The sequence below is a fragment of the Furfurilactobacillus rossiae DSM 15814 genome (genome assembly GCF_000428925.1).
GTDB lineage: Bacteria > Bacillota > Bacilli > Lactobacillales > Lactobacillaceae > Furfurilactobacillus > Furfurilactobacillus rossiae.
Map to the genome: position 1 here is coordinate 486030 of NZ_AUAW01000001.1, position 12412 is coordinate 498441.

The 12412-nt window shown below is 40.4% G+C and carries 12 protein-coding genes; 4 read left to right on the forward strand and 8 right to left on the reverse strand.

Annotated features, from left to right (window positions below; all coding sequences use genetic code 11):
• Window positions 1-56 precede the first annotated feature (56 nt).
• Window positions 57-515 carry an OsmC family protein gene (locus G400_RS0102425; RefSeq protein ID WP_017262063.1) on the forward strand — a complete coding sequence of 153 codons (459 nt, stop codon included), beginning with the start codon at window positions 57-59 and terminating at the stop codon, window positions 513-515.
• A 127-nt stretch (window positions 516-642) separates the two neighbouring features.
• Here the strand turns inward: G400_RS0102425 and G400_RS0102430 are convergent, their stop codons facing one another.
• The 3 genes from G400_RS0102430 to G400_RS0102440 all read right to left on the reverse strand — a co-directional run bounded on the left by G400_RS0102430 (window position 643) and on the right by G400_RS0102440 (window position 2272).
• Entirely contained in the window at window positions 643-864 is a 222-nt protein-coding gene (locus G400_RS0102430; RefSeq protein ID WP_017262064.1) for a hypothetical protein, read from the reverse strand.
• A gap of 125 nt (window positions 865-989) precedes the next feature.
• Complete coding sequence (locus G400_RS0102435) at window positions 990-1781, reverse strand: alpha/beta fold hydrolase (RefSeq protein ID WP_017262065.1); 792 nt, start codon at window positions 1779-1781, stop codon at window positions 990-992.
• 155 nt (window positions 1782-1936) lie between these two features.
• Window positions 1937-2272 carry a thioredoxin family protein gene (locus G400_RS0102440; protein WP_017262066.1) on the reverse strand — a complete coding sequence of 112 codons (336 nt, stop codon included), beginning with the start codon at window positions 2270-2272 and terminating at the stop codon, window positions 1937-1939.
• A gap of 221 nt (window positions 2273-2493) precedes the next feature.
• On the opposite strand from G400_RS0102440, the gene G400_RS0102445 reads away from it, so the two are divergent.
• Window positions 2494-4122 carry an ATP-binding protein gene (locus G400_RS0102445; protein ID WP_017262067.1) on the forward strand — a complete coding sequence of 543 codons (1629 nt, stop codon included), beginning with the start codon at window positions 2494-2496 and terminating at the stop codon, window positions 4120-4122.
• A 1-nt stretch (window position 4123) separates the two neighbouring features.
• Complete coding sequence (locus tag G400_RS0102450; protein ID WP_026017160.1) at window positions 4124-4810, forward strand: response regulator; 687 nt, start codon at window positions 4124-4126, stop codon at window positions 4808-4810.
• A 100-nt stretch (window positions 4811-4910) separates the two neighbouring features.
• Here the strand turns inward: G400_RS0102450 and G400_RS0102455 are convergent, their stop codons facing one another.
• The 5 genes from G400_RS0102455 to hdcC all read right to left on the reverse strand — a co-directional run bounded on the left by G400_RS0102455 (window position 4911) and on the right by hdcC (window position 10001).
• On the reverse strand, window positions 4911-5909 hold the full coding sequence (locus G400_RS0102455) for an NAD(P)-dependent oxidoreductase (RefSeq protein WP_017262069.1): 999 nt from the start codon (window positions 5907-5909) through the stop codon (window positions 4911-4913).
• Window positions 5910-5943: 34 nt separating this feature from the next.
• The gene (locus tag G400_RS0102460) at window positions 5944-7023 is read right to left on the reverse strand and encodes an AEC family transporter (protein ID WP_017262070.1); all 1080 of its coding nucleotides are present in this window, start codon (window positions 7021-7023) and stop codon (window positions 5944-5946) included.
• Between the two features lie 275 nt (window positions 7024-7298).
• Window positions 7299-7805: an ECF transporter S component gene (locus G400_RS0102465; RefSeq protein ID WP_017262071.1), complete on the reverse strand. Its 507-nt coding sequence runs from the start codon at window positions 7803-7805 to the stop codon at window positions 7299-7301.
• A 12-nt stretch (window positions 7806-7817) separates the two neighbouring features.
• On the reverse strand, window positions 7818-8390 hold the full coding sequence (locus tag G400_RS0102470) for a TIGR01440 family protein (RefSeq protein ID WP_017262072.1): 573 nt from the start codon (window positions 8388-8390) through the stop codon (window positions 7818-7820).
• A gap of 150 nt (window positions 8391-8540) precedes the next feature.
• Entirely contained in the window at window positions 8541-10001 is a 1461-nt protein-coding gene (gene hdcC / locus G400_RS0102475) for a histidine-histamine antiporter (protein WP_017262073.1), read from the reverse strand.
• A gap of 839 nt (window positions 10002-10840) precedes the next feature.
• On the opposite strand from hdcC, the gene G400_RS0102480 reads away from it, so the two are divergent.
• Window positions 10841-12334 carry a BglG family transcription antiterminator gene (locus tag G400_RS0102480; RefSeq protein ID WP_017262074.1) on the forward strand — a complete coding sequence of 498 codons (1494 nt, stop codon included), beginning with the start codon at window positions 10841-10843 and terminating at the stop codon, window positions 12332-12334.
• The last annotated feature ends 78 nt before the right edge of the window (window positions 12335-12412 follow it).

The window sequence follows — 12412 nt, forward strand, 5'->3', positions numbered from 1 at the left end:
TATTGGTCAGTCTGTAGAATGAAGCTGTTAATATAATTCGCTTGGAGGGTTACAAAATGGAAAAAGACGCACGACCACGGACAACATATCATACGACAATTGTTAACGAAGACGGTGTTTCTGGTCACACGTTTGCTCAAGGTAAGAACCGTGTCGATCTACAGATTCGGAATACAAACGATGACACCAATGGAACTAATCCTGAACAACTACTCGGAATGGCCTTAGCCACCTGTTTGAACGCCACTTTTGAAGCCATTGAAAAACGTGATGGTTACGAGCATCAAACAAAGGTACGAGTAGACGTTGATCAAGCTCATGATACGCACGGTCTTCAATTTTTTGTTGATGTGTATGTCTACATTCCAGAATCAGAAGTGGACCGTAAAACCGCACAGGCGTGGTTTGATCTCGCCGAAAGTCGCTGCCCTGTGTCAAAATTGGTACGTGGCAGCGATAACGTCACCTTCACGCTTGTCGATGCGTGGGATGATGGTGCAAGTACAGTTTTATAAAAATTGCCAGCAACACCAGTATCACGCCATATAAAAAAGCCAATCCTCAAGCCCGAGGATTGGCTTTTTTGGTCTACCATCTAAATTCTAAATACACAATATTTAACAATCTCACTCTTCATTGGAACTAATAATTTGAACCAACCCAACCACAGTGCAAATGAATATAACACCGCTTGCCAGCCGCAAAATCTGCAGGAGATAATTCGAATTCAAAACCACAATTGTTCATGTGACGAATACGCATTGGCATCGTGGGATGACCAGTATATTCCGTTTTCCACTCGTAATCTTGCCCATCTGCTGCTTCTGCAAGTACCTGTTCGGCGTAATTTAACGTTTTCTCCATTGTTAACTTGCCTCCCTTTAAATAATGCGAACTATTTTTTCTTGCTCATAATATCACATAATTCAAACCTATCCAAATAACTCGCTCAACTTAAGGAATCTCATATGGCTTTATGTGTCGAAGAATCACACATGCGGCAGGTTTTTCAAAAAGCTCAACAATGCCGCATTGGTTGCCGCACTTTGTTCTGCCATTAAGATATGACCAGCATTTGGAATAACAACTGACTGACCATGTGCAGCCATCTTAGCAGTTACACTGGCAAATTCAGGGTTAAAGTACGGCGATTTGCCCCCCGCCATCACTAAAAATGGCACGTTTATCTGACGAATCACATCGCGCCAATCTGCAAAAGCATGATCAAACAAAAATGGTTCATTGAGTGCTGCATCGTATGGAGACGTGGCAGCCACAGCCGTTACAAGTTGATACGTATCATCGTCAATATGCTTGAATGTGGACGGTCCCAATGGCATTCGGAAGAAGTCCGGAAACTCTGCCCAGGTCACATCTTTAAAACCAAATTTCCATTCCGCATCATTGATCATTTTCGGGCTTTGATCTAAATCAATCACCGCAGTGACGTTTGCATCTCCAAATAATGACAAATAAGCAAAAATAGTCGCTGCGCCCATCGAGTTCCCCAGCAGGATAGGCTTTACAAGGTGCAATTTATCGATCATTTCCGCAAGATCCATACCGTGGCGACTAATTCTTAATCCTTTGCCAGTATGTTCCGAAGCGCCTTGATTGCGGGCGTCCACATTGATGACGCGATAGCCGGCTGAAATTAGTGCCGAAACCTGCGCGTGCCAAATTTCTTTTGCACCACCAAGGCCAGTCAGAATAACAACTGGCTGTCCTTCGCCCTCATCCGTATAATCCAATCTGACGTGATCACTTGTGGTTATTATCATGTCTGCCTCCCCAGTGCCTTTATTGTCATTAGCATATCACATTCCCCCCTAAATCCCCGTGTTTAAAATAATCAATCATTCCTCGACAATTAAAAAAAGGCCAACCCCGACAAGCGACATTGACCTTAATCGTTACTGTTCAATTCTGGACACGCTTATGCCGGCTGTCCTTCTAACTTATCAATAAAGCTTTCAACTTCTTGACGGGTCTTCCGATCAGCGTTAGCGAAGCGACCGATTTCCTTACCATTTTCAAACGCAACAAAGCTTGGAATGCCCATTACGCCCAGCTCTTGAGCGAAGTCGATATTTGCATCGCGATCCACGTGAACCCATTGATATTGATCGTACTTGGATTCAATTTGCGGCATCACTGGTTTAATAAAAGCACAGTCGGGGCACCAAGTGGCACTAAAGAATAACATCACTTTGCCGTCTTTTTTAATAATATCGTCTAATTGTGCATTACTTAAATCTGTCATTGGTGTCATTAAAAAGCCTCCTAGATCCTGACATGGTCATTAGTAATCAAGTCGAGATCTTCTTTAAAAGTTACTTACTATTTTATAGTGTTTCTCAAAAAAGTCAACAATTGTTTGTTTGGAATAAACGTTCAATACCGTCAATTATTTTACATTCGGATGACTTAACGGGCTAGCACACCTGTATAATTATAGTATCAAGCTATTTTAAATGGAGTCAATCAATCATCATGCAAAAAAAATCTGATCATCGCAAATGGTCGCTACGCACAACGATTATTCTAGTGGTTTTATTAACGGTCGCAACTTCCTTATCCATTGCTGCACTTCTCGTACTACACAACGTTGTCCAAACGCAACAACGAAACATTAAGCAAAATATCCGTAGTACGGCCACAATTGTTGCCACAAGTACGGTTGTTAAAGATAATTTAACAACTAAACAGCCATCAGCACATGGCGACATTCAAAGATACACCAAGCGAATTCAACGCGCCACTCATGTCGATTTCATTGTTGTTATGAACCGTCGCCTAATCCGTTACTCACATCCGGACACCCGCGTCATTGGTCACCGGTTTAGTTCCCCAAAAGATGCCGCCAAGTCTCTAACCGGTCACACACATTTTTCTCGTGAAACAGGTGTGCTAGGAAATGGTTACCGAATTTTTACCCCCATCTACAATGCTAAGCATCAACAAATTGGCATCGTCTGTGTCGGCTTAACGGAAAAATCGATCAATAGTGAAACACGGGCCGCCGAGTTTCCCATTGTCATCGGGTCACTGCTTGGTCTGATTATCGGTATCATCGCCGCCTGGTTGCTAGGAACCCATATTCGTCGCCGGCTGCTGGGAATGGAACCCCAAGAAATCGCTACTCGGTTGACTGAATTATCTGTCATCAATGACAGTATGTCGGAGGGACTTATCGCAATTGATCAACAACGGCGGCTGATCACGGCAAACGATATCGCTAATGAACTATTTCCGGCCCTGACAATTGGTGATCCACTTGATGATGACCTGTTTGACGCTTTATTTGGGCAGACGTTTAAGGGTTCAAAAAGCACGATTAATGAATCCGTATTAATCCAGTCTAAAGAATTAATTGTGTCGACCAGTCCACTGATTTCGGCTGGCAAACGCCTAGGTAGTATGGCATTGTTACGTGATCGTTCTGAATATCAACTACTAGCCGACCAATTAGCTGGGACAACACAATATATTCAGGCACTGCGAGCACAAACGCATGAATTTCTAAACAAACTTCAGGCCGTTTCCGGTCTAATCGAATTGCATCAATATGATGAAGTTCAACGATTTATTACCAATACGTCAGCAGATTACCAAGCCCAATTCGGAAACCTCAACAATCATATCCAATCGCCAGCAGTAGCTGGATTTCTCATGGGAAAATTAAACCAGGCTCATGAACAGCAAGTTGCCTTTACCATCACGCCTGATAGTCTTCTTCCCAAGCAAGTCGCCTCAGAAGCCCTAAGTGTGGACCTAATTAAAGTCCTTGGAAACCTCATTGATAACGCAATTGACGCTGTTAATAACGATAACAACGTTAAATCAGAAATCACTTTGTCAATTAATTATGATGATGAAAGCAATATCCTAGTCATTGAGGTAACAGATAACGGCTGTGGAATTTCAAAAGAAGTGAAAGCTCATATGTTTGAGCAACACTATTCAACTAAGGGACAAGATCGCGGCTACGGTTTAGTACTGGTTAAACAGGTCGTTGATGCCCGTGATGGCTACTTATCTGTGACCAATAATCATCCGCAAGGCACTACTTTTTACGTTGAATTACCACTATCTAATCAAAAATCGGAGAGCGATGACTAATATGATGAATGTTTTAATTGTGGAAGACGATCCCATGGTCAGTGCGATTAATCAACAATATCTAAAAAAAATTATTCCATCAGCCCAGCTAAGTCTCACAAAAACCGACAATGGCGCTCACGCATTGTCGATTCTAAAGCAACAGCCAGTGGACCTCGTTTTGCTTGACGTCTATATGCCCAAACTGTCCGGCAGTGAGGTTTTGACAGAGTTAATGCGCCTTGAAATACATCCCCAAGTGATTATGTTAACGGCCGCAAATGATACAGACCATGTTAAGGCAGCTATCGACTACGGTGTCCTCGACTACCTAATCAAGCCTTTTACATTTGATCGTTTTGAACAATCAGTGACCAAATTCTTGCAAATACACCAATCACTTAAAAATACGGGTCCCCTGGCACAAAAGGACTTAGATCAATTATTTACAACTCCCTCCGCACAATCCTCTCAGTTGCCACAGACACTGCCCAAGGGATTGTCTCGATTGTCACTAGAACGTGTACTAACAGCGATTCAACCTTTACAAGCACCCTTTTCTGTTCAAGACGCTGCACAGGCGGCCAAGCTATCCCGAATTTCAACAAAAAAATATTTAGACTATTTAATCGACACACATCAACTATCTTCCAGCATTAAATACTTAGCAGTTGGACGTCCTTTAACCGTTTACAAATTCGCGAACTAAATATTTTTTTTGAGTCGATTTTGTACCCCATTTTCGACGTAACCAGCAATGAAAAAGCGGCCCACCAATTTGGTGTGACCGCTTTTTGCATGTGCAATTTTTAATCTAACTTCACGTCATTATCAGTATGACCGTTAGCTAATACTTGTTCAAAGTTCTGATAGCTAACAGCAATCATATCCGTCAATGCCGGTTTGGTATATGAACCCATATGTGGTGTCATTAAAACACGAGGATAAAGTTCACGGAGACTTTCAACAATTTTGTTTGGTAACTCACCACTAAATTGATGACCAAAAATTAATTTTTCATCTGGCAAAACGTCAGTGGCAAAGCTACCAAGTGTGTTGGTTTGTAATGCTTGCAAAACAGCACCATGATCCACCAACTCACCACGCGCAGTATTAACCAAAACCGCGTCATTCTTCATTTTTTTCAAAAAGTCTTCATCAACCATATTTTCATTTTGGCCTGGGAAATAAGGTACATGAATCGAGACAATATCTGATTCCGCCAAAAGTTTATCGAGATCAACAAAGGTAACAAACTGACGTGCAAAATCCGAAGGGTAAGGATCATAGCCCAGTACTCTTGTACCCATACCCTTATATAAACTCGCTTCCGTTGCGCCAATTTTCCCAGTACCAATAATTCCTACCGTACTGCTGTGGACTTCACGGGAAAATAGTGCTGGGGCCACCGTAAAGTCACCATCTTCAGCACGGCTGGTTGCCAATGTCGTGTGACGCAAGGACATCATCCCCAGTGTCATCGCTAATTCTGCTACTGCATACGGTGAGTATGCTGGGACTCGTGCAACTTTCATGTTATAGCTAGCTGCGGCCTTCAAGTCAATGTGATTAAAGCCAACCGTCCGAGTGAAGACATATTTAATACCCCATTCATTAAACTTAGCCAAATTCGTGGCATCGGCCACACAGTTGGCACGCAATAATACGGCATCTGAACCCTTAGCAGTTTCGACATTCTCATGTGTTAACAAATCGCCTATTAAGTTTAATTCATACTGATTTTTATTTAAATCGTTGAAATACGACACTTCGTTTGAACGAACACCATATGCTGTAATTTTAAACATCATTATCCACCTCAACTTTAATCAAAGAACGTCATTATTTAAAAATCCCAACCTGATTCAGTACCTCTAGCAAGGCAATCCAGATAGGTGTCGCAACAACGGCACAAATCGTCGAAATCAGCGATGCATTTGACGCTAATACAGCATCCCGATCAAAACTAATCGCGTATGCCGAGGCTACAGAAGCCGTCGGCGTTGCCATCATGATAATAACGGTTGCCAAGGCAACGTAACTAACTGGCAAAATGTGAGTAATCGTTAGGATAAATAGCAGCACTAAGTTCAATAAAGGAACCAAGATAACCTTGTTAAAACTGTAATACCATGAGGCTTTATCAGAAGCTGCATCTTTCATGGAAATCGAACCTAATGTTGCACCAATCGAAAGCCAAGCCAATGGTGATGCCAAATTACCCAAGTACTGCAGTGGTTTGAACAACCAAAGTGCAGTTTGGTCAATCCGATAGAAAGCCACGTTGATGGTTGGCGCATTTGGTGCAATTACGCCATTTACAGCTTGCTTAACAGCAACCATTGGCATGAAGTCTTGAATCATCCATAAAATCAAGCCAGCAAATGTTGCAATAACGATAGGATTTAAAAACATTTTTTTGATATTGCTTGCTTCCATCTTCAATCCGGACATTTTGATGTAGGCATATGAATATAAGAAAATTCGGTAACCGATGTTAAAAATGGAACTATACATAATCCCCTTTGCACCAAACACGGCACCAACAATTGGAATACCAAAGAATGTTGTTGAACCAAACGTCGTTAAGATAGCTAATGTTTCTTGCTTATCCTTAGGAAACTTCGTATACGAAAACGGCGTTACGAAAATTAGGATGATATAGATTAAAATGCCCCAAATCAGAACATTTAAACCCTGTGTAAAAGTTTCATGACTGATTGGCTGCATAAATGAATTGAACGCTAAAGCTGGTAGTGCAACCGACAAAACAACTTTTGACAAAATTTTTCCAAACGTTTCACCAAAGGTGCCCCGTTTACGTAAATAAAAACCTAACAAAATGATAAAAACGGTCGATGTTATCGAACTAATAATCGAGACGTTTGTGAACGTAGCCTCAAGGGCCTTCGCAATGCTCATGATAATTCCTCCAAATAATTGAAATAACTTAATTTAGCAATGAATTTAGTGTATTTGTTATTTGTGAAATAATGAACATTTTATAATTAATGAAACCTTTTGTAACTTATGTAAGCGCCTAAACCAATACTTCCGTCAACGATATGTGCTTAGTCTCAACAATGTTGAAATGTCTGTTAGACAACGTTTGAAGCTGCATACACAATCATTTAACTTGTTGTTATACAACAAAACCCCGGCAAGCCGGGGTTTTGTGGATTGTTTTATTTTAAAGCTCATTTTTTGATCAGTTGAACAATCTTTGGTCCTACAACGTACGCAATGACAACGCCCACGAGACCTTGGATTAGGTTTGTAGCTACGCCGATTAGGCCAATCGAAACACTGTATAAAAGACTATCAGCTAAAAAGTAGCCAATTGTCATAATAATTACAGCGAGTACCAAACTAATTATCTTTGATGCATTCTTACTTACTCTCGACAACATTAAACCTGCGACCAGACCCTCTAAGCCATGAGCGATAAAGGAAAAAAACATATATTGCCCGTATCCCGATAACAAATCCAGTAGAAAACCACTAATTGCACCAACACTAGCGCCTTCACGTGGTCCCAATAACATGGCCGCAATGAGGACACCGGCATCGCACAGATTGATGTTCCCGTGGGTCATGGGTACGGGGATAATAAATAATCGACTAATGACAACGGTTACGGCAATAAGCATGGCACTCAAAGTCAGCCGTCGGAGCGTCTCGTGCTGAGTTGAAGAATTGTTCATAATGTCACACCTTTAACGAATATCCTTCAAATTATCTTCAATAAACGTATACCGAGCCCGTTCCCCACCAATCAGTTTAGGTCGTGATGACAGGCCTACAACACGCGCTTCACCGACATCACGGTGATCCAAACGAACCGGAATCTGCACAAATTTCACGTGCATGCCAATTTCCGTGCCACCAATATCAATGCCGCCGTTCGCAACGATATGTTCCACTTCTACTGGATCATCAAACTGCTGGTAAGCGGCCACTTGTGTACCACCGCCGGCATGAATTGCCGGCTTAACCGAAACTATTTCGAACCCATGGCGTTCAGCTACCGCACGTTCGAGAACTAGTGCCCGGTTGATGTGTTCACACCCTTGAACAGCCAGGTTCAGATGACGAGGTTTAAGAAATGATTGAACCGTTTCAACAACAGTCCTGCCAACGTCTAAACTCGAATCTGTCCCTTTCCACTTGCCTAGAATTTCACTGGTACTACAACCAACGACAAAAATGCTATTTTCTGGCAATGTAACTTTTTCAAAATATTCAGTCAAAAGCTCATTGAGGTCATTTTTAATAGTTTCTCTAGTCATCTATTAACTCCTCTTTTCATCTATACACTAAGATCCCCAAAATCAAAATTGATAATGGAGACCCACGCTTCTAATTTGTTGTATTAGTAGGAACTTTGCATACGCAAGCTTATAAAATGTACAGTGCAATTAAGAACATAATATTTTTGTCTAACCTGCAATCAAAGCGTATACACCATAGATTGCAACAAGGACAATGATAATTGCAAATACTAGTTCTTTCTTAGTAAAGGTAACCTTATTGTGTTGTTTACGAGCAACAATATAAATCGGAATACCTAACGCATACACAATAAATGCAATAGCAATATATCTTGGACCGGCTGCAATTGCCATCACCAATGTGTATGCAAAGGCCAAACCGGCAATAATTAAGGCCTTCTTCGGACTGTGTTTGGAGCCCTCAGCGAATTCACCTTTTTTTCGACTTATCTTCATGAGATACATTTCCGAAATTAAATATGGCGGAACTGTCATTGTTCCCACAACCGTCAACAACATTTGGTAAGCATTCAAGTCAAAGTGCGCAATGACAATAATTACCTGGATTACCAATGTTGCCACAATAACGGAGAAACTTGGGACATTATTTTTCGAAACTTTTGCAAAGGCTTTCGGGAAAGATCCGTCTTCGGCAGCAGCGTGCTGTGGTAACTCTGCCAACATTTGAATCCATGAAATCCAGCTTGCGAAAACCGCAAACAATAGTGCAACTGTAATGACATCCCGACCAATAGTACTGTGCCATAAATTAGTCAAAATATATGCAGTTGAAGGTGATGTCAATTTAGCCAAGTGACCATATGAATAGACACCCAAGGACAACATCCCTACAAGGGTATACATAACCATACACATGATAAAACCGGTAATTGTTGCCTTAGGCACTTGTTTAACATCCCGTGCCTTACCGGACATAACAACAGCACCTTCGACGCCACCAAATAGCCATAATGTAACCATCATCGTTGACATTAGTTGATGCCAGATGCTTCCCATTGGCTTATCGCCCCTAGAAGCAATTGCTTGTGTTGCATTAGCATTCGTCGTAAACGTATGCAAATTGAAATGTGCAGCAACAGTTACAACAAAAACAACAACAACGGCTAACATAATTGCAGTAGCATACTTTTGAACCGTGCTTGACACTTCAACACCACGTAAAACCAATGCAGTTAATCCCCAGGTGAGAATTGTTGCCCCAATAACTGAAGGCCAGTTGTTACCACCAGTGAAAAGTCCTGGGAAGAAATAATCTAGTGTGCTCATTGTTAAAACAGCATATGCCGCATTAGCAGCACATTCACAAACAAAGTAACCCCATGCAGTAAAGAAACCAGTGAACGCTCCAAAACCTTGTTCACCATACTTATACAAGCCTGCAGTCAAATCAGGTTTAACATCACTCAAAATAACAAAGGTCTCTGCGATGAACCAGATACCAATTCCAGTCGTTATCCACGCCAGAAGCTGCCCATTAACACCGGCAACTTGCGACATGTTTTTAGGTAAATCGAAAACCCCAGATCCGACCATCGCACTAACTGTAAGTGCAACTAGGCCAACAAAACCCAGCTTACCCGCTTGGGCTTTTTTATTGCTCTCGTCCATAGTCTAAATTCTCCTTAAAGCCGATTGGCCAATTAAGTAAAAAAATCAGATTGTGGACAGCAATTAAAAACGTTTTCTCATTTGGCAAACTACCATGCACTTTTTTAAAAGTCAACAGACCATCTATTCAATAGAACGATGATTGACTACTAAGTGATGTCCATAAATCGCCCTTCTTAATATAGTTTTAACGAAGTTTTTGAATTTCCTTTTTTAAATTCAAATTTTTTAATTGCGCAGAATCAAAGGCTGTAATCATATTTTTTGCGTTGAAAGTTCATTAAGCATACTTTCTCCTTAAAATACTTTATCAATCCAATAAGGAATTAATTATATTTTGTCCTAAAAACAGAATCTTTAGAAAACGTTTTCATGGTTTTGCACAAAATATGCAAAATCAAAAACAAAATTGAGTGCAACTTACAGTCCTCCTCAATAGCGATACCACGCCGTTAACGCATTTTATCGATAAATAACCATACACTTACGTAGAAATAAATGCGGCAAGTAAAGGTAAAAAAGCACGCATGTACGCATGATACATTAATCACGTGAACAGCATTAAAGCGTTTTCTCAAAAATTGTTTTACGTGTTGTTTATAAGCTAGCTTTGGTTAATTCGATTTAAATAAGTCACGTAAATGGCTTCATTTACGTTCTTTGTTCAACTCACGACATGTCGTTAAAAATCGAGTATGCGATTACTTTTGCAGGTGGTATGTCACTTAATTTTTATCTTTTAAAGATTTCTTCAGTAGTTCCCTAGCATCAGTCTTCAAAACCGTCTGATGACTAAATGGCAAATCCGCCGATTGTAAACTCTGGAGTAAGTGAACAATATGACAAATTACGATCAAAATCTCTTGAATTTAATGCTTGCAGAAACTTCCTATCGCTCAGCGGATTATTACGCAAACGCATTGGGTGTTTCCAAAAAAACAATCTACAACCATAGCAAGGGTGTAGAAACATATTTAAATAATCATGGCTTGTTCCTGGAAAGAATGCCAAGAAAAGGCTATTTAATCACTGGATCAAGTGAAAGGAAGCAGCACCTCCGCCTAATCTTGGGTAAAAAAGTTGCTACTCAACTTGATACAAAATTTACACCTCAATATCGACGATTGTATCTTTTCGCACAGCTATTGTTTTCTGATCGTAATAGCTATCGGGTGTATGCCGAGTCTTTTTTCGTCTCTGTTCAATCGATAAAAAAAGACTTTGATGAAATCAACGCTTTTTTACGAGACAAAAAGATTAGCCTGCCCGATCAAACAAGCCTAGTTCACTCCTTTGAGGTTGAAATTAAGATTGAGCAAGCATTTAAAGAATATTTAGATATGTACCTTGCTCATTCTGATTTAAAGCAATCTCAACTATTTGCCATCTTTGGTACCGCAATTTTTGAAATTTCCACAAATTTTGTAGACGACAATTCGGCTCAAGATGCACACGTACAAGATGAGTACCTTCCAGACTCCTTACGTGAATTATTATTGATTTTTTTAAACCGAGTTAAGCACGGTCTCCATCTGACTGGGACTAAAAATCAAATTATTGTATTCGAATTCCAAAAGGGTACCGACCTATCTCGTGTTGTTTCAAATTTGGCAGAAACATGCAAATCACATGCGGGCGTAACTTTTACTAACGAGAATCTTCGTTTCTTAAACCTTTTACTGTTGGGGCACGGCATTAGCAGCAATCCAAACAACTTTTCATCCAAATACGATTTCACTATAGCGGCCAAACACTTAATTGAACGTGTCGGACAAGAACTTGAAACGGATTTCAATACTGATAGTGAACTGTTAAAAGTCACTATTTATCATTTAATTCCTATGGTTGCCCGTTTGAACTTAGGATTGCATATTACGGATTCACTTAAGTCTGAAATTTTTGCACATCACCGCGTTATTGCTCAAACCGTTAAAAATAGTGCTGACGAGTTGGAAACTCACTACCACATTAACTTGTATGACGATGAAGTCTCTCTCTTGTCTTTGCATTTTCTCGTTGCTGCTGAACGACATAGACGTTCAAACCATGTTCTTGTCGTTTGTCACGCAGGGGCAGAAATTTCTCAATTCGTTTTACTTTCCTTGCAAAACAACCTGCCCTCAAACAACGAAATGACACTCATTGCGCCCAGCGAATTATCCAAAACAGACCTGACAAAATTTGATTTGGTAGTCTCAACCACAACTATTGTTGATCGTACGATTCCTGTGATGTACGTTTCAGTTCTTCCGCGCGAGGAAGAGATTTCAACAATTTACTGGAAACTTGTTGATGTATATCGTAAAAGATTCAAAACAATGCGCAATTTGTAATTTTTCAAAATTAGTACATGCCAGTTTCAATCGAATATTTAACTTTAAATCTAAAAAAGCTTTCCAATACTTCATCTA

Coding starts and splice junctions, on each gene's coding strand:
- G400_RS0102425 (WP_017262063.1), top strand. CDS start 57: ATGGAAAAAGACGCACGACCACGGACAACATATCATACGACAATTGTT.
- G400_RS0102430 (WP_017262064.1), bottom strand. CDS start 864: ATGGAGAAAACGTTAAATTACGCCGAACAGGTACTTGCAGAAGCAGCA.
- G400_RS0102435 (WP_017262065.1), bottom strand. CDS start 1,781: ATGATAATAACCACAAGTGATCACGTCAGATTGGATTATACGGATGAG.
- G400_RS0102440 (WP_017262066.1), bottom strand. CDS start 2,272: ATGACACCAATGACAGATTTAAGTAATGCACAATTAGACGATATTATT.
- G400_RS0102445 (WP_017262067.1), top strand. CDS start 2,494: ATGCAAAAAAAATCTGATCATCGCAAATGGTCGCTACGCACAACGATT.
- G400_RS0102450 (WP_026017160.1), top strand. CDS start 4,124: ATGATGAATGTTTTAATTGTGGAAGACGATCCCATGGTCAGTGCGATT.
- G400_RS0102455 (WP_017262069.1), bottom strand. CDS start 5,909: ATGTTTAAAATTACAGCATATGGTGTTCGTTCAAACGAAGTGTCGTAT.
- G400_RS0102460 (WP_017262070.1), bottom strand. CDS start 7,023: ATGAGCATTGCGAAGGCCCTTGAGGCTACGTTCACAAACGTCTCGATT.
- G400_RS0102465 (WP_017262071.1), bottom strand. CDS start 7,805: ATGAACAATTCTTCAACTCAGCACGAGACGCTCCGACGGCTGACTTTG.
- G400_RS0102470 (WP_017262072.1), bottom strand. CDS start 8,390: ATGACTAGAGAAACTATTAAAAATGACCTCAATGAGCTTTTGACTGAA.
- hdcC (WP_017262073.1), bottom strand. CDS start 10,001: ATGGACGAGAGCAATAAAAAAGCCCAAGCGGGTAAGCTGGGTTTTGTT.
- G400_RS0102480 (WP_017262074.1), top strand. CDS start 10,841: ATGACAAATTACGATCAAAATCTCTTGAATTTAATGCTTGCAGAAACT.